This is a genomic window from Jatrophihabitans sp. (genome assembly GCA_036389035.1).
In the GTDB taxonomy this organism is placed as follows: domain Bacteria; phylum Actinomycetota; class Actinomycetes; order Mycobacteriales; family Jatrophihabitantaceae; genus Jatrophihabitans_A.
In genome coordinates this window covers 265,019-282,474 of sequence record DASVQQ010000011.1, presented here as the reverse complement: position 1 = coordinate 282,474, position 17,456 = coordinate 265,019, and the positions used below count along the sequence as shown (strand labels likewise).

The following is a 17,456-nucleotide window of genomic DNA, read 5'->3' as shown; positions in this document are numbered from 1 at the left end:
TGGCAATTCCTACTGACCGCCGGCGTGTGGGAATCTGTCAATGCGGTCGCGCTGTTGTGCCAGCGACCGCAGAAATGATGTCCGTGGAAGGAACGAGAACTCGTGTCTCTGCCACCGCTCGTGGAGCCCGCTGAATCCCTGACCGTCGAGGAGGTGCGCCGTTACAGCCGGCACCTGATCATCCCCGACGTGGCCATGACCGGCCAGAAGCGCCTGAAGAACGCCAAGGTGCTGTGCGTCGGCGCCGGCGGCCTCGGGTCACCGGCGCTGATGTACCTGGCCGCCGCCGGCGTGGGGACGCTGGGCATCGTGGAGTTCGACGTCGTCGACGAGTCCAACCTGCAGCGCCAGATCATCCACGGCCAGTCCGACATCGGCCGGTCCAAGGCCGAGTCGGCCCGCGACAGCGTGCGCGAGATCAACCCGCGGGTGAACGTCGTCCTGCACGAGACCCGGCTGGACAACGACAACGTGCTCGAGATCTTCTCCCAGTACGACCTGATCGTCGACGGCACCGACAACTTCGCTACCCGCTACCTGGTCAACGACGCGGCCGTGTTGCTGGACAAGCCCTACATCTGGGGCTCGATCTACCGCTTCGACGGCCAGGCCTCGGTGTTCTGGAACAAGTACGGGCCCAACTACCGCGACCTCTACCCCGACCCGCCGCCGCCGGGGATGGTTCCCTCCTGCGCCGAGGGCGGCGTGCTCGGCGTGCTGTGCGCCTCGATCGGCTCGATCATGGCCACCGAGGCGATCAAGGTGATCACCGGCATCGGCGAGCCCCTGGTCGGCCGGCTGATGGTCTTCGACGCCCTGGAGATGACCTACAGCCAGGTCAAGATCCGCAAGGACCCCACCGCCGAGCCGATCACCGAGCTCATCGACTACGAGGCCTTCTGCGGCGTGGTGTCGGAGGAGGCCCAGCAGGCCGCCGCCGGCTCCACCATCACGGCCGCGGAGCTGAAGGACCTGATCAACTCGGGCAAGCCGATCGAGCTGATCGACGTGCGTGAGCCGGCCGAATGGGAGATCGTCTCGATCCCCGGCGCGAAACTGGTTCCCAAGGACCAGATCCTGCGCGGCGACGCGCTCTCGGACCTGCCGCAGGACCGCCAGATCGTCATGTACTGCAAGACCGGGGTGCGCTCGGCCGAGACGCTGGCCGTGGTCAAGTCCGCCGGGTTCTCCGACGCGGTGCACGTCCAGGGCGGCGTGACCGCCTGGGTGAAGCAGGTGGACCCGTCGCTGCCCTCGTACTGAGTCCATGACCGAGGATCTGCCGCTGGCGCAGCGGATTCTGGAGTGTGTCGAGTCGATCCCGGCCGGCAAGGTGATGTCCTACAGCGATGTGGCCGAGTACGTCGGCTCCCGGGCCGCCCGCAACGTCGGGCGGGTGCTGGCCGCCGACGGCGGCACGGTGGCCTGGCACCGGGTGCTGCGCTCGGACGGCACCTGCGCCGAGCACCTGCGGGCCGAGCAGCTGGCCAGGCTGGCGGCCGAAGGGGTTCCGATCCGGGGCGAGCGGGTCGACCTGGCCGCCGCCCGCTGGGACGGCCGCTGAGCCCAGCCGGGACGCGTATGTCTTTTGGTCGCCAGGGCGACCGAAGGACATACGCGTCGGTCGAGGTTTCGGCGGGCCGGCGTCCTGGCGGCAGGGCCCGATTCTGGCGCTGACCTAGCCGCCTGAGACCGCCTGGACGGCAGCGCGCCTGCCCGAATCTGTCAGCGCGTCATGATGCTATTGCCAGGTGTCCGCAAGCGTCATCTCCGAGCCCGCGTTCCGGCTGGTGCACCCGCACCTGCCGGCGCTGGCCGCGCCGGTTCTCGACGCCGACCAGCGGCGGGTGCTGACCCACGACCTGGGCGTGCTGAGGGTGCTGGCCGGCCCGGGCACCGGTAAGACCACCACCCTGGTCGAGTCGGTGGTCGAACGCGTCACCCGGCGCGGGGTGCCGATCGAGAACATCCTGCTGCTGACGTTCTCGCGGCGGGCGGCCGGGCAGCTGCGCGACCAGGTGACCTCCCGGCTGCAGCGCACCATCTCCGAGCCGGTCGCGCGCACCTTTCACTCCTACGCCTTCGGGGTGGTGCGCCGGGCCGCGGTGCTCGCCGGTGACCCACCGCCGCGGTTGCTGTCCGGCTCGGAGCAGGACGTCACACTGCGCGAGCTGCTGGCCGGACGGCTGGCCGATCAGGTCGACTCGTGGCCGGTGGAGCTGTCGGCCGCGGTGCGCACCCAGGCGTTCGCCGAGGAGTTGCGCGACCTGCTGATGCGAGCCATCGAGCGGGACGTCAGCCCGGCAGCGCTGGCCGCCCTGGGGGCCAAGCACCAGCGGCCGGACTGGGTGGTCGCCGCCGGCGTGTTGCGGGAGTACCTGGACGTGACCGCGCTGAAGGCGCCGGGCGCCTTCGACGCCGCGGAGCTGATCCAGCGGGCCAACGCCGAGCTGCGCCACAACCCGCAGCTGCTGGCCGCCGAGCGCCGGCAACGCCGCCGGATCTTCGTCGATGAGTACCAGGACACCGACCCGGCCCAGATCGAGCTGCTGAAGCTGATCGCCGCCGGCGCCGACGAGCTGGTGCTGATCGGTGACCCGGATCAGGCCATCTACTCCTTCCGGGGCGCTGAGCAGACGGCGATGGCCGACGTCGAGCTGCACTTCGGCTCGCTGTCCGGCGTGCCACGCGAGCCGGAGCGGGCCGGTCAGCTCGAGCTGAGCCTGCCGGTGGACACGGTGTCGCTGTCGCAGTGCCGGCGCAGCGGACCGGTGCTGCTGGCGGCCTCGCGGCGGATCGCGGCCCGGCTCAGCGGACCGGCTCACCACCGGGCGCTGGTGGCCGCGCCCGAGTTGAGCCCGGGCGCGGTCGAGGTCGCGGTGTTCGGCTCGGCCAGCCAGGAGGCCGCCCACATCGCCTCGGTGCTGCGCAGGGCGCACGCCGAGGACCAGGTGCCGTGGTCGCAGATGGCGGTCCTGGTCCGATCCGTCGGACCGGCTGCCGACAGCCTGCGGCGGGGCCTGGTGGCGGCCGGCGTGCCGGTCGGGCAGGCGGTCCGCGGCCCCCTGGCCGATGAGCCGGTGGTGGCACAGCTGCTGGAGCTGCTGCGGTGCGTGGCCGACCCGGCCGCCGTGCAGCCCGAAGCGGCCGAGACCCTGCTGCTGGGCTCGGTCGGACGGGCTGACCCGCTGCAGGTGCTGCGGATGCGCCGGCACCTGCGCCGGGCCCCGGCCGGCCCGCTCAGCCTCGCCGACCTGATCACCGAACCCGGCGCGCTGGCTCTGGTGCCGGTCGCCGTCCGCCCGCCGGTCGAGCGGCTGCGCGCGGTGATCGACGCCACCGCCGAGGCGTTGGCGGCACCCGGCTGCTCCGCCGAGGACGCGCTGTGGGCGCTCTGGCAGGCCAGCGGGCTGTCGTCCCGGCTGAACTCCCGCAGCCTGGCCGGCGGCCCGGACGGCGCCCGGGCCGACCGCGCGCTGGACGCGGTGCTGGCCCTGTTCATCGAGGCGGCGAAGCTGTCCGACCGCAGCCCGGGTGGCGGCATCAGCCAGCTGCGGGACTGGGTGAGCCAGCTGCAGATCACCGACACCGGGGCCGGGCGCCGGGCCGTGACCGACGAGGTCTCGATCCTGACCGCGCACGCCAGCAAGGGCCTGCAGTGGCAGGTGGTGTGCGTGGCCGGCGTGCAGGACGGCGTCTGGCCGAACCTGCGCCAGCGCGGCTCGTTGCTGGGTTCGGATCTGCTGGTGGATCTGGTGGCTCACCGGGCCAGGGTCTCCAGCGGCCTGCTCACCGAGCGGCTGACCGAGGAGCGCCGGCTGTTCTACGTGGCGATCACCCGGGCCAGCCGCGCGTTGCTGGTGACCGCGGTCGACAGCGACGAGTCGCAGCCCTCTCGTTTCGTCGAGGAGCTGGACCCGTTGCCCGACACCGTCGAGGTCCGGCCGGTGTCCACCGCCTCGCGCAGGTTCCTGCTGTCCGGCCTGGTCGCCGAGCTGCGCGGGGTGCTGGTCGACCCGCGCACCGCTGAGGAGGAGCGGGACGCCGCCGCCGAGCAACTGGCCAGGCTGGCCGCGGCCGGGGTGTCCGGGGCCCACCCCCGGGACTGGTGGGGCCGGGCGCCGCTGTCCACCGATGCTCCGATCCGGCCCCAGGCGCTCGGGCCGGTGCCGATCCGGCCGTCGAAGTTCCAGGCCTACACCGACTGCGAGCTGCGGGCGCTGCTGATGGAACTAGGCGCCACCGACACCACCGACGAGGTGGCCGCCTCGCTGGGCACCCTGGTGCACTGGGTGGCCGAGCAGGCCGAACCGGACGCCGGCGTTCAGGAGCTGACCGACCTGCTGGAGCAGGGCTGGTCGCGGCTGGACTTCGGCGCTCCCTGGCACGCCGTCACCGAGCGGGCCCGGGCCCAGCGGATGCTGGTCGCGCTGGCCAACTGGCTGGTCAAGAGCCGGACCGAGCTGACCCTGGTGGGCCGCGAGCAGCCGTTCACCGTGCAGGTCGGCGACGCGGTGCTGTCGGGCAAGGTGGACCGGCTGGAGCGCGACCGGGACGACCGGCTGGTGGTGATCGACCTCAAGACCAGCAAGAGCAAGCCCACCCGGGAGGAGGTCGCCGTCCACCCCCAACTGGCGCTCTACCAGCTGGCGGTGGCCGAGGGCGCGTTCACCGAGGGTGAGCCGGCCGAGCCGGGCGGGGCGCGGCTGGTGCAGGTCGGCGCGTCGACGCCCGGGCCGCAGCTCCAGCCGCCGCTGGCGGAGTTCGCCGACCCCGGCTGGGTGGCCGCCGAGCTCGCGAGGATCGCGGCGGTGCTGCGCGGCAACACGGTGACCGCGCAGCCGGGCAAGGGCTGCAGCCGGTGCCCGGTGCGCGCGTGCTGCCCGGCCCAGGACGACGGCAGGCAGGTGACCCAGTGACCCAGATCCTGCCGGCCCAGACCCTGCCGGGCCAGGCCCGAAAGACCTCAGCCCGCAAGGCTCAGCCGTCCAGGGCGCAGCGGGTTCAACACCCGAAGCCCCCCACCCCGGCGGCGCCGATCCGCTACCAGCCCGCCGACGTCGCCCGGTTGCTCGGGCTGTTCCCGCCGACCGAGGAACAGGCCGCGGTGATCGGGGCGCCGCTGGAACCGGCGGTGGTGATCGCCGGCGCCGGCTCGGGCAAGACCGAGACGATGGCCGCCCGGGTGGTCTGGTTGGTCGCCAACGAGCTGGTCGCGCCCGACCGGATCCTGGGACTGACGTTCACCCGCAAGGCGGCCGGGGAGTTGCAGCATCGAGTCCGGGCCAGGCTGAAGTCGCTGCACCGGGTGCTGGGCCTCGGCTTGGAGACCGCCGAGCCCACGGTGCTCACCTACGCCGCCTACTCCGGCCGGCTGGTCGAGGAGCACGGCATCGTGCTGGGCTCCGAGCCCGGAGCGCGGCTGCTCACCGAGGCGGCCCGCTGGCAGGTCGCCGACGCGGTGGTCCGGCGCTATGACGGCACGTTCTCGCTGGAACCTGGCGTGGTCGCCACGGTGACCGAGCGGCTGCTGGACCTGTCGGGCCAGCTTGCCGACCACCTGGTCGAACCGGAGCTGCTCAGCCGGCTCGCCGCCCGGCTGAAGGCCGAGCTGGTGTCACTGCCGCAGAAGCCGGGAACCCGCCGCGCCTACCCGGAGAACGTCCAGAAGCTGCTGGAGACCTTGACCAGGCGGACCGAGCTGCTGCCCCTGGTCGAGTCGTTCAGCGAGCGCAAGCGCGCCGAGGGCTTGCTGGACTTCGCCGATCAGATGGTGCTGGCCAGCCGGCTGGCCGCGATGCCGGCGGTCGCGACGGTCGAGCGCGAGCGCTATGACGTGGTGCTGCTGGACGAGTACCAGGACAGCGGCCACGCCCAGATCCAGCTGCTGGCGGCGCTGTTCGGCGACGGCCGGGCGGTCACCGCGGTGGGGGACCCGCTGCAGTCGATCTACAGCTGGCGGGGCGCGAGCGCGGCGAACATCGGCCGGTTCGGCGAGCGGTTCCGGACCAGCGCCGGCGCGCCGGCGCCGGCGTACTCGCTGATGACGAGCTGGCGCAACGACCGGCACATCCTCTCGGCCGCCAACCGGGTCGCCGAGGAGCTGCGCGGGCCGGACAGCCCGCCGCTGACGGCCCGGCCGGAGGCGCCGCAGGGCCGGGTGGTGGCGCGCTACAGCGAGTCGGTCGCCGACGAGGCGGCCTGGCTGGCCCAGCAGCTGCGGGCCGAATGGGACTCTCGGCTCGACTGGACGGCAGGACAGCGGACCCTGGCGGTGCTGGTGCGCAAGCGCTCGGGCATCGCGCTGATCGCCCAGGCGCTGCGTGAGGCCGGGTTGCCGGTAGAGGTCGTAGACATCGGCGGCCTGCTGACGCTGCCCGAGATCGCCGACGTCCGGGCGGTCTTGCAGGTGCTGGCAGATCACAACGCCGGCGGTTCGCTGGCCCGGTTGCTGACCGGGGCCCGCTGGCGGATCGGGCCGGCTGACCTGGTGGCGCTGCACCGGCGGGCCCGGGTGCTGGCCCGGATGACCGGCCTGGCGATGCGCGGTCCCGTCGACGCTGCCGGTCCGGCCGCCGGCCAGCCCGATGACGACGACCGGATCGAGCCGTCCCTGATCGAGGCGCTCGACGATCTCGGCGAGGCGTCGGAGTACTCCGCCGAGGGTTACCGCCGGCTGGCCGACTGCGCCTTTCTGCTGCGGCGGCTGCGCCGGCGGCTGGACCTGCCGCTGCCGGATCTGGTCGCCGAGGTCGAGCGAGCGCTCGGCCTGGACGTCGAGGTGGCGTCCCGGCCGGGGGCCGAGCATGCCGGCCGGGCCAATCTCGACCGTTTCATCGACGAGGCGGCCAAGTTCGCCAGTGATCGCGCCGCAGCCGGGGTGTCGGCCTTTCTGGGTTATCTGCGCGCGGCCGAGGAAGAGGAGTACGGGCTCAAGCCGGCGACGCTGGAGGTGCTGCCCGACCGGGTGCAGGTCCTGACGGTGCATGGCGCCAAGGGCCTGGAGTGGGATGTGGTGGCGGTGGCCGGACTGGTCACCGACGGCTTTCCGGACGCGGCCAAGAACCATGACTGGGCCAGCGCCCCGGCGCTGCTGCCCTCTCCGCTGCGCGGTGACGCCGGCGACCTGCCGGTGCTGGACTTCACCGGCTGCCAGCACCACGGAGACGCCGAGGCGCGGATCGCCGAGCACCGCGCCCGGTTGAAGGAACGGCACCTGAAGGAGGAGCGCCGGCTGGCCTATGTCGCCTTCACCCGGGCCCGCAAGGCGCTCTACGCCTGCGGGGCGGCCTGGGGCGCGGGCAGCAAGGCGCGGCCGGCGTCGGTGTTCCTGGAGGAGCTGCGCGAGTCCGCGACGGTCGAGGTCGACGGCTGGTGGCAGCTGGCCGAGGGCGAGCTGAACCCGATGGCGGGCAAGGACCTCGGGCAGAGCTGGCCGGCCGATCCGCTGGCCGGTCGGCGGGCGTTGGTCGAGCGCGGCGCCGACCGGGTGCTGGCCGCCCTGGGCTCCCCGGGCGACACCAGCTCGCTGACGGCTTCGCAGCGCAGCCCGCTGGCCAAGCTGTGGGAGCGGGATGTGGAGTTGCTGCTGGCCGAGCGGGCCGCGGCGGCGGAGGTGGGCGTCATCGAGGTGATGATCCCGCGGCAGCTGTCGGTCTCGGATGTGGTGGCGCTGTCGGCCGATCCGGTCGAGCTGGCCCGCCGGCTGCGCAGGCCGCTGCCCCAGCAGCCGGCCAAGCAGGCCAGGCGTGGCACGGCCTTTCACCACTGGCTCGAACAGCGTTGGGCCGCGCAGTCCCTTCTCGACATCGAGGACCTGCCCGGCGCGGTCGACGAGCTTGCCGACGCCGGTGAGCTCGAGACGTTGAAGGCGGCGTTCGAGCGCAGCAGCTGGGCCGACCGGACGCCGATCGCGGTCGAGGTGGGTTTCGAGATGTCCTTCGGCGCCCGGGTGGTGCGGGGCCGGATGGACGCGGTCTTCTCCGACCCCGATGGCCGTTTCACCGTGGTGGACTGGAAGACCGGCAGGCCGCCGACCGGCGCGGACGCCCACGCCAAGGCAGTTCAGCTGGCCCTCTACCGGCTGGCCTGGGCTGCCATCCGCGGCGTGCCCGACACCGAGCTCGACACGGTCGGCGCGGCGTTCTACTACGTCGGCGCCGGCCTGACAGTGGCGCCGACCAACCTGCTCGATGCCCGCCAGCTTCGCGAATTGGTAAATGGTGCAGTCACATAATTGAAAATATCGTCGCTGCCCGGGCTGCTATTTCGAGCCGGTGCGCGATAGCCTGCCGAACGTGACTAACGACGTGCGCGCATTCGTGACAGACCACTCGGCCGAGATGCTCGCCGACCTCGACGCGTGGTTGAGGATCCCCGGCATCAGCTCCGAGCCCGAACGCCGTGACGATGTGATGCGCAGCGCCGAGTGGTTCGCCGAGGCCTGCCGGCGAACCGGCTTCCCGACCGTGGAGATCTGGCCCACCGCCGGGCAGCCGGCCGTCTTCGCGGAGTGGCCGAGTGAGAACCCGGACGCGCCCACCGTCCTGGTGTACGGCCACCACGACGTGCAGCCGGTCGATCCGATCGAGTTGTGGCACACCGACCCGTTCGAGCCCACCATCGACGGCCCGCTGCTGCGAGCCCGCGGGGCCTCTGACGACAAGGGCCAGCTGCTGTTCCACCTGCTCGGGGTGCGCGCGCACCTGGCCAGCACCGGCCGCGCCAACCCGGCCGTCAACCTCAAGTTCCTGATCGAGGGCGAGGAGGAGGCCGGCTCGCCGAACTTCGAGCCGCTGCTGGCAGAGCGGCGCCCGCGGCTGGACTGCGACGTCGTCGTCATCACCGACACCGGCATGCTCGGCGAGGACATGCCGAGCTCGGTGACCGCGATGCGGGGCATGTTGTCGGTGGACGTGAGGTTGCACGGGCCCGACCTGGACCTGCACTCCGGCGTCTTCGGGGGAGCGGTGCCCAACCCCGCCAAGGCGGCGGCTCGCCTGGTGGCGGCGCTGCACGATGAGAACGGCCGGGTGCGGATCCCGGGCTTCTACGACGACGTGCTGGAGCTGACCGATCGCGAGCGGGACTTGCTGGCCCGGGTCCCCTTCGACGAGGCCGAGTTCCTGGCCACCAGCAAGTCCCGGGCGCTGGAGGGCGAGGCCGGCTACTCCACCTTGGAGCGGCTCGGGGCCCGGCCGACCGCGGAGGTCAACGGCATCGGCGGGGGCTACCAGGGCGAGGGCACCAAGACCATCGTGCCCAGTGACGCCCTGGCGAAGCTGTCGTTCCGGCTGGTGGCCAACCAGCACCCGAGCGTCATCAAGCCCGCGATCGAGGCCTTCATCGCCGAGCACGTCCCGCCCGGCATCACCCACCGCCTGCGGTGGGAGGGCGAAGGGGTCGCCCCCTGCCTGGTGCCGATGGACACCCCCGCCTACCAGGCGCTGTCCAACGCGATCTGCACGGCCTTCGACGCCGAGCTGATCCTGCCCACCCGCGAAGGCGGCTCGGGTCCCGAAGCCGCCATCCAGAAGGTGCTCGGGGCGCCGATGGTCTTTCTCGGCGTCGGCCTGCCCGACGACCAGATCCACGCCCCGAACGAGAAGGTGACCCTGTCGATGCTCTACAAGGGCGCCGAGGCTGCCGCTCACCTGTGGAAGGAGTTCGCCGCGCTGGGCCGCGACGGTTTGAAGAGCTAGTTTCGAAGGATGATCGAGCTACTACCGCCGGAGCCGCCCGCGCCGCCGCCCGCCCGAAGTGGCCGCGGTGCGACCAAGGTGATCGTGGCCGCCGTGCTGGCGCTGGTCGTGGTGGTGGCGCTCATCAACTCCCAGCGCAACCGCGACAGCGCCGTCGGGCAGCTGTCCGACCGCCAGCTGACCCAGGCGCCGTCGAACCAAGCCACCCCTGACGGCCCCGGCCCGCGCGACCGGCGGCCTGAGCGGTTGCCGCTGGTCGCCTGCCCGCAGATCCGCGACGAGGAGTCCCGGCTGGGCTATCGCTGCATCGACAACGCGCTCCAGCAGGACGGCTCCGACACCTATCTCGGCCTGCGGATCACGCTCAACCTCGAAGTCGAACCCGGCTGGCTGATCAGCCAGGGCTCAGGCAACCCGCGCAGCCTGGCCAGCCCGCCGTCGAACGACGTGGTGACCTTCCGGCAGGCCCGACAGGCCCGAGAGACCCGACGGGCCGCCGCCCCGGCGTTGCCCTCGGCCGATCAGGTCCGCGCCGAGGTGCGCCGGCGCACCGAGCTGGCGCTGGCCGAGGCCTACGGTGACAACCCGACCAGCAGGAGCCTGGCCGAACGTCCCAGGTCCTTCGGCGGGGTGCAGGGGTACCAGATACTCACCGAGATAACGATCAATCAGGCGTACCGGGAGCGCCGCGGACTGTCCACCCGCACCGAGCGGCTGTGGACCGTGGGGCTGCCCACCACGGCCGGCGTCAGCATCTTCATGCTCTCGATCCCGGACAACCGGTCCGACCTGTGGGCCAAGGCCGAGGCCACCGTCGCGACCGTGCACGTCCTGTAGAGCGATCGACTTGGCTAGGGTGGGCCGGTGCCCACCTCGTCACGTATCCCCACTCTGCCGTCCCTGTCCTTCCAGTTGCTGCACCACACGCTGCGCAACGGCCTGCGGGTCGTGCTGGCGCCGGACCGGCGGTCGCCGGTGGTCGCCATCGCGGTGCTCTACGACGTCGGATTCCGCTCCGAGCCAGAGGGCCGCACCGGCTTCGCGCACCTGTTCGAGCACCTGATGTTCCAGGGTTCGGCCAACCTGGAGAAGCTCGAGCACTTTCACTACATCCAGTCCTCCGGCGGCATGTTCAACGGCAGCACCCACCTGGACTACACCAGCTACTACGAGATGCTGCCCTCCCATGCCCTGGAGCGCGGGCTGTTCCTGGAAGCCGACCGGATGCGCTCGCCGCGGATCAACCAGGAGAACCTCACCAACCAGATCGACGTGGTGAAGGAGGAGATCAGGGTCAACGTGCTCAACCGGCCCTACGGCGGCTTCCCGTGGCTGCAGCTGCCCGCGCTGATGTATGACACCTTTCCCAACGCGCACAACGGCTACGGAGGCTTCGAGGACCTCACCAACGCCACCGTGGCCGACGCCAGCTCGTTCTTCGACAGCTACTACGCCCCGGCGAACGCGGTGCTCAGCGTGGCGGGCGACTTCGACCCGGACGAGGCGCTGGAGATGATCGAGCGCCACTTCGGGCCCATCAAGCGCCGCAAGAAACCGCAGCGGCCGGACTTCGCCGAACCGCCGTTGACCAGCGAGCGGCGCGACGAGGTGATCGATGAGATGGCGCCGATCCCGGCGCTGGCGATCGGCTACCGGGTCGCCGACCCGGCTGCCGACTTCAACCGCTACCTGGCCACGGTGCTGCTCGCCGAGATCCTGTCCAACGGCGACGCCTCCCGGCTGCACCGCTCGCTGGTCCAGTCCAAGGGGCTGGTGACCGACGTCAGCGCCTACCTCGGCACCTTCGGCGACCCGCTGGAGGAGCGCGACCCGACCCGGCTCAACATCACCGCCCACTACGCCGACCGAGCTGCCACCGGCGCCGTGCTGGCCGCGGTCGATGAGGAGTTGGACCGGTTGGCCACCGACGGCACCGAACCGGGTGAGCTGCACCGCTCAGGCGTCCAGCTGGCCGCCACCATCTCCCAGGAACTGGATCAAGTGGCCAACCGCAGCCAGGAATTCGCCAAGTTCGAGCTGCTGTTCGGCGAGGCCGCCTTGATCATGCGGCTGCCCAACCTGCTCAGCCAGGTGACCGACCAGGACATCCGCACGGTCGCCGGCGCACTGGCGCCCAACAGCCGGGCAGTCCTCGAACTGATTCCAGGAGCCACCAGATGAGCGCGCCGTTGACGGTTCCCGGGCTGGCCAAGGCCGCCAAGCCGAAGAAGCTCACGTTCTCCGAGCGAGTGCTGGACTCCGGCCTGCGGATAGTCGCGATTCGCCGTCCGACCGTGCCGATGGTGGAGGTCCGGCTGCGGATCCCGTTCTTCTCCGCCAAGGAGAGTCACCTGGCCCAGTCCTCGCTGCTGGCAGGCACCATGCGCACCGGCACCGCCGAGCACGACCGGGCAGCGCTGGCGATCGCGCTGGGGGAGCTGGGCGCGGAGCTGTCGGTGGGCGTCGACCCGGACCGGCTGCAGCTGTCGGCCTCGGCGATCGCCACCGGGTTGCCGGCCCTGCTGGGGCTGTACGCCGAGATCCTGGACTCGGCCAGCTACCCCGGCTCCGAGGTGAGCGGTGAGCGTGGCCGGATGCTGGAACGGATCGTCATGTCCCGGTCCCAGGCCGGTGTGATCGCCGGCGAGGCGCTGGCCGACCGGATGTCACCAGGGCACCCCTATGGCCGCAGGCTGCCGACGGAGCAGAGCGTCGCGGCCACCACGGCCGCCCAGCTGCGCCGCCTGCACGCGAGCATGGTGCGTCCTGACGGCGCCCTGCTGGTCATCGTCGGCGACATCTCACCGGCGCGCGCGCTGGCCGCGGCCGAGTCGGCGCTGGCCGGCTGGAACGGCGGCGCCCCGGCCACCAAGGCGCCGGCCCTGCCACCGATCACCGAGCGGCCGCTGCTGATCGTGGACCGCCCCGGCTCGGTGCAGACCGCCTTCCGGTTCGGCGGCGCGGGGCTGGGCAGGCAGGACCAGCGCTATCCGGCGCTGCAACTGGCTAACCTGATCTTCGGCGGTTACTTCTCGTCCCGGTGGGTGGAGAACATCCGGGAGAGCAAGGGTTACTCCTACTCCCCGCGCAGCGCGCTGGAGCATTCGGTGCTGCGTTCCACCTTCACCATCAGCGCCGACGTCGCCACCGAGGTCACCGCGCCCGCCCTGCTGGAGACCTTCTACGAGCTGGGCCGGATGGCCTCGCTGCCGGTCACCGAGGCCGAACTGGAGTCGGTGCGCCAGTACGCCATCGGCACCCTGGCGCTGTCGACCGCCACCCAGGCCGGGTTGGCCTCCACCGCGGCCACGCTGCTGGGCGCCGGCGTCGAGCTGGAGTGGCTGACCACCCACCCGACCCGGCTGGCCGGTGTCACGGTGGCCGAGGTGGCCGAGGTGGCCGCCGAGTTCCTGCCTCCCCGCAAGCTGGTCGGTGTCGCGGTGGGTGACGCCGCCGCCATCACAGCTCCGCTGAGTGGCATCGTGGAGGTCGAGTAGTCCTTGACCGCTGATCGGGGTGCCGACCGGCCGGCGCGCGATCCCTGGGCGGTGCCGGACGTGCCGATCCTGGCGCGCTCGGCGCATGACCGGATCGCCCACCGCCGCACCGACGAGGACTGGCTGGCGGCCGTCTGGAAGGACCCGGCCAGCCGGGTGCTGCAGCTCTCGCGAACCGGAACCACGCCGGTGCTTTCCGGCGGCCGGGCGCTGCGGTTCGTCGCACCCGCCGAGGCCGCGCCCGACGGCGTCCGGGTGCTACTCGGCGCTGCCGGCGGCACGGTCTACCTCGCGACGCTCGGCGACCAGGACGGCGCCGCCCCGGACTGGCGGGGCCTGCGCGAGCTGGCCACCGAGCTGACCGACCTCGAGGTCGGGCTGCTCACCATCGCGGTGGCCCTGCAGGCCTGGCACCAGTCGCACCGGCACTGCGCGCGCTGCGGCGCGGTGACCGAGGTGAGCAAGGCGGGCTGGAGCAGGACCTGCCCGGTGGACTCCTCCGAGCACTTTCCGCGAACCGATCCCGCGGTGATCGTGCTGGTGCACGACGGCGCCGGCCGGTGCGTGCTGGCCCGGGGCCCGCAGTGGCCGGCCGGGCGCATGTCGGTGCTGGCCGGATTCGTCGAGGCGGGGGAGTCGGCGGAGGCCGCGATCGTCCGCGAGGTCCGTGAAGAGGTCGGCATCCAGGTGTGCGACGTCGCCTATGTGGCAAGCCAGCCGCATCCCTTTCCGGCCTCGTTGATGCTCGGTTACACCGCGCGGGTGACCGGGGACCCGCGGCTGGTGATCGACGCCGACGAGATTGTCGAGGCCGGCTGGTACACCCGCGAGGAAGTCCGCCGCACCACCGACTGGGGTGCTGAGCCGGTGGCCGACGCGGGCTCGACCTCGCACCCGCTGCCGGCGTTGCGCGGACTGCCCGGGGCGATGTCGATCGCCCGGCAGCTGATCAACGCCTGGCTGCTCGCCGAGGACTGACCGCTTGGGAGCAACTGCCGGGGGACTGACTGCCGAGGCCCGTCCCGCGCCGGGGTCACCGCACCGAGACGGCGGGATGCCTGGGATCGTCGTAGCGGATCACCACATCGGCCAGCCCCACCGGGTCGACGTCGATGTCGTAGCGGTCGAAGGCCGGCAGAGTCCAGCGCCGGTCCTCGGGAACCTGCCGCTTCCTGGCGGACCGGCTGAGCGCGAGGTGGATGACCACGTCGAAGCTCAGCCCGGCGCCGAGCAGCAGCTCACCGCACACCAGCAGCACCCCGGCGGCCGGCAGTGGCACCGGTGGGGTCCGGGTGGCCCGGTTGGTCGCCGCATCGCGCAGCGCGGGCAGGTAACGGGCGTTCTCGGCCCCGGCCAGCGGGCTGAGCACCTCTCGTTGCAGGGCTCTGAGATCCAGCCAGCCGGTGTAGAAGGACTCGGGGTCGGTCCTGCCGTGCTCGAACCGCAGCGAGGCGTCCCGGTAGAAGTCCCTGGCCCACACCACGCCCACCGGATGCCCGAGCGCGTGCAGCTCGGCACGCAGTGCCTCGGTGAGCGGCTCCAGCTCGACCCAGCCGGGCGCGTCCAACGCGACCCGCAGCGGATGGCTGCCGGGGTGGCGCCGGGTCAGCAGCTCGACCAGTTGCCCGGTCAGGGCCTGCGGGGTGATCGCGGTGTAGCGCCTCACCCTCAGACCAGCGCGGCGAGCTTCTCCTGCACCTGTCGCACGCTCGGGTTGGTCAGCGCTGAGCCGTCGGCGAACTCCAGGGTCGGAACCGTCTGGTTGCCCCCGTTGACCTGCATGACACGCTCGGCCGCGCTCTCGTCCTGCTCGATGTCAACCTCGGCGAAGGTGAGTCCGGCGCGCTTGAGACCGTCCTTGAGCCGGACGCAGTAACCGCACCATGGGGTGGTGTACATCGTGAAAGTGGCAGTCATGCCAGAGCCCTCCGCAGGGTAAGCCGGGTGTCGTCAGAAGGTTCAACCGCCACAATGGCCGCAGATGTTCCCGGCGCGCACCTCGTTCTCGCCCATGCGGCGAATCGGTGTCGTTATGCACAGGTGCTCGGGCCCACGGCCCGACTGTCGGTCCGGCTTGGCAGGATGCAGGGGTGACCGCCGCCAGCTCCACCGAGTACTCCACCGACGGCTCGCCGGCGGACCGGCCGGCCGGTGCCTCGGCCGAGCGGGTGCTGGCCGGGCTCGACCCCGAGCAGCGCGAGGCTGCCGAGGCCGTCCGCGGCCCGGTCTGCATCCTGGCCGGCGCCGGAACCGGCAAGACCCGGGCCATCACCCATCGGATCGCCTACGCGGTGGCGGTGGGCGCGGTGCCCGCCGACGCGGTGCTGGCTGTGACCTTCACCGCCCGGGCTGCGGGTGAGCTGCGCACCAGGTTGCGCGGCCTGGGCGCCGGCGGGGTGCAGGCCCGCACGTTCCACGCGGCCGCGCTGCGCCAGCTGACCTACTTCGCGCCGCAGATCCTGGGCGGTCCGATGCCCGAGGTGGCCAGCAACCCGATCCGGTGGGTGTCCCAGGCCGCGAACCGGTTGCGGCTGCGCACCGACAAGGCGGAACTGCGTGACCTGGCCGGCGAGATCGACTGGGCCAAGTCCTCCCTGATCAGCGCCCAGGACTATCCGAGCGCCGCCGCGAAGGCCAACCGGGGCATCTCGGTGACACCGGAACGGGTGGCGGAGGTCTATGCCGGCTATGAAGAGGCCAAGCGCCGCAACAACGAGATCGATTTCTCCGACCTGCTGCTGATCATGGCCGGCGCGCTGGAGGAGATCGGCGAGGTGGCGCGGTCGATCCGCACCCAGTACCGCTACTTCGTGATCGATGAGTACCAGGACGTCTCACCGATCCAGCAGCGGCTGCTGGACGCCTGGCTCGGTGGCCGTGACGACGTCTGCGTGGTGGGCGACCCGAACCAGACGATCTACTCCTTCGCCGGCGCGAAACCGTCGTACCTGCTCGATTTCGCCGAGCGCTACCCGAAGGCCACTGTCGTGCGGTTGGAGCGGGACTACCGCTCCACCCCGCAGATCGTCGACCTGGCCAACCGGCTGATCAGCGGTGCGACCGAGAGCCGCTCAGCGCATCTGCGGCTGATCGGTCAGCGCCCGGACGGCCCCCAGCCCAGCTTCGCCGAGCACGACGACGAGGTCGCCGAAGCCCAGTCGGTGGCCGCGGCGGCCAAGCGGCTGATCGCCGGTGGGACGCCGGCCTCGGAGATCGCGGTGCTGTTCCGGATCAACGCCCAGTCCGAGGCGTACGAGCAGGCCCTCAGCGAGGCCGGCATCCCGTATGTGCTGCGCGGCGGGGAGAAGTTCTTCGAGCGTGCCGAGGTGCGCCAGGCACTGGTGTTGCTGAGGGGAGCCGCCCGGGCCGACGACGGCAGCGTGTCGTTGCCCGAGTCGGTGGCCGAGGTGCTCAGCTCGGTCGGCTGGAATGCCGAGCACCCGCCGCCGGGGGGCGCTGCCCGAGAACGGTGGGAGTCCCTTGCCGCGCTGGTGAACCTCGCCGAGCAGTTCCGCGTCGAGCTGCCCGCCGCCCGGCTCGATGACTTCAACGCCGACCTCGAGCAGCGCGCGGCATCCCAGCACGCTCCCACGGTGCAGGGCGTCACCCTGGCGTCGTTGCATTCGGCCAAGGGACTGGAGTGGGACGCGGTGTTCCTGGTCGGGCTGACCGATCAGACCCTGCCGATCCAGCACGCCAACACTCCTGAGCAGCTGGCTGAGGAACGCCGGCTGTTCTACGTGGGCATCACCCGTGCCCGGCAGCGGCTGATGCTGTCCTGGGCGCTGGCTCGGCATCAGGGGCAGGCCAGGCGCCGGCGGCCCAGCAGGTTCCTCGACGGGTTGCGGCCCGGGACGGCCGAGCGTTCAAGCCGTTCCAGCGGCTCGGGCAAGCGAGCCAAGACGGCGGTGCCGGCCGAGGACGCCGCGACGTTCGGACGGCTGCGGGCCTGGCGCAAGAAACAGGCCGATGCCCAGTCGGTGCCGGCCTACGTGGTGTTCTCCGACGCCACCCTGGTGGCCATCGCCGACCGGGCGCCGGCGAACGAGGCCGAGCTGGCACAGGTGCCGGGGGTGGGCCCGACCAAGCTTCAGCGTTATGCCGACGTGGTGTTGGCGGTGCTGGCCGGCCAGGATCCGGAGCCGGTCGAGCTGGACTGAACAGCGCGTGCCGACGTCGCCTGTGCCGGTGTGGCGACGGCTGGCCGAACGGGCTCCGGAGGAGTCACAGCCGTGCCAGAAAAAATTTCGGCGTGTTC

General features: G+C 71.8%; 12 protein-coding genes. 10 read left to right on the top strand and 2 right to left on the bottom strand.

Annotated elements, in window-relative coordinates; genetic code table 11:
• Positions 1–102: 102 nt before the first annotated feature.
• From moeZ to nudC, 9 genes are all read left to right on the top strand, one after another.
• Positions 103–1,263 carry an adenylyltransferase/sulfurtransferase MoeZ gene (gene moeZ / locus VF557_09140; protein HEX8080361.1) on the top strand — a complete coding sequence of 387 codons (1,161 nt, stop codon included), beginning with the start codon at positions 103–105 and terminating at the stop codon, positions 1,261–1,263.
• Between the two features lie 4 nt (positions 1,264–1,267).
• Positions 1,268–1,564, top strand: a complete 297-nt coding sequence (locus VF557_09135) for an MGMT family protein (protein ID HEX8080360.1) — start codon at positions 1,268–1,270, stop codon at positions 1,562–1,564.
• A gap of 187 nt (positions 1,565–1,751) precedes the next feature.
• Positions 1,752–4,919, top strand: coding sequence for an ATP-dependent DNA helicase (locus VF557_09130; protein HEX8080359.1), 3,168 nt, complete (start codon positions 1,752–1,754; stop codon positions 4,917–4,919).
• Complete coding sequence (locus VF557_09125) at positions 4,916–8,236, top strand: ATP-dependent DNA helicase (protein HEX8080358.1); 3,321 nt, start codon at positions 4,916–4,918, stop codon at positions 8,234–8,236. Before VF557_09130 ends, VF557_09125 begins: the two co-directional genes overlap by 4 nt.
• A 61-nt stretch (positions 8,237–8,297) precedes the next feature.
• Complete coding sequence (locus tag VF557_09120) at positions 8,298–9,701, top strand: dipeptidase (protein HEX8080357.1); 1,404 nt, start codon at positions 8,298–8,300, stop codon at positions 9,699–9,701.
• A 9-nt stretch (positions 9,702–9,710) separates the two neighbouring features.
• Entirely contained in the window at positions 9,711–10,538 is an 828-nt protein-coding gene (locus VF557_09115) for a hypothetical protein (protein ID HEX8080356.1), read from the top strand.
• Positions 10,539–10,565: 27 nt separating this feature from the next.
• Positions 10,566–11,882 carry a pitrilysin family protein gene (locus VF557_09110; GenBank protein HEX8080355.1) on the top strand — a complete coding sequence of 439 codons (1,317 nt, stop codon included), beginning with the start codon at positions 10,566–10,568 and terminating at the stop codon, positions 11,880–11,882.
• Entirely contained in the window at positions 11,879–13,198 is a 1,320-nt protein-coding gene (locus VF557_09105) for a pitrilysin family protein (protein ID HEX8080354.1), read from the top strand. The genes VF557_09110 and VF557_09105 overlap by 4 nt, the downstream gene beginning before the upstream one ends.
• Positions 13,199–13,201: 3 nt before the next feature.
• Positions 13,202–14,176 (top strand): NAD(+) diphosphatase, encoded by a 975-nt coding sequence (gene nudC, locus VF557_09100; GenBank protein HEX8080353.1) that lies wholly within the window; start codon positions 13,202–13,204, stop codon positions 14,174–14,176.
• Positions 14,177–14,231: 55 nt separating this feature from the next.
• Here nudC and VF557_09095 read toward each other — a convergent pair whose 3' ends face one another.
• Together VF557_09095 and VF557_09090 are read right to left on the bottom strand one after the other, a co-directional pair.
• Positions 14,232–14,864, bottom strand: a complete 633-nt coding sequence (locus tag VF557_09095; GenBank protein ID HEX8080352.1) for a hypothetical protein — start codon at positions 14,862–14,864, stop codon at positions 14,232–14,234.
• A 2-nt stretch (positions 14,865–14,866) separates the two neighbouring features.
• The gene (locus tag VF557_09090) at positions 14,867–15,115 is read right to left on the bottom strand and encodes a mycoredoxin (GenBank protein HEX8080351.1); all 249 of its coding nucleotides are present in this window, start codon (positions 15,113–15,115) and stop codon (positions 14,867–14,869) included.
• A 173-nt stretch (positions 15,116–15,288) separates the two neighbouring features.
• On the opposite strand from VF557_09090, the gene VF557_09085 reads away from it, so the two are divergent.
• Entirely contained in the window at positions 15,289–17,358 is a 2,070-nt protein-coding gene (locus tag VF557_09085; GenBank protein ID HEX8080350.1) for an ATP-dependent DNA helicase UvrD2, read from the top strand.
• The last annotated feature ends 98 nt before the right edge of the window (positions 17,359–17,456 follow it).

What these genes read in the sequence shown, in the direction of transcription:
- VF557_09135 (HEX8080360.1), top strand. Translation starts at nt 1,268, where the DNA reads ATGACCGAGGATCTGCCGCTGGCGCAGCGGATTCTGGAGTGTGTCGAG.
- VF557_09115 (HEX8080356.1), top strand. Translation starts at nt 9,711, where the DNA reads ATGATCGAGCTACTACCGCCGGAGCCGCCCGCGCCGCCGCCCGCCCGA.
- VF557_09105 (HEX8080354.1), top strand. Translation starts at nt 11,879, where the DNA reads ATGAGCGCGCCGTTGACGGTTCCCGGGCTGGCCAAGGCCGCCAAGCCG.
- VF557_09090 (HEX8080351.1), bottom strand. Translation starts at nt 15,115, where the DNA reads ATGACTGCCACTTTCACGATGTACACCACCCCATGGTGCGGTTACTGC.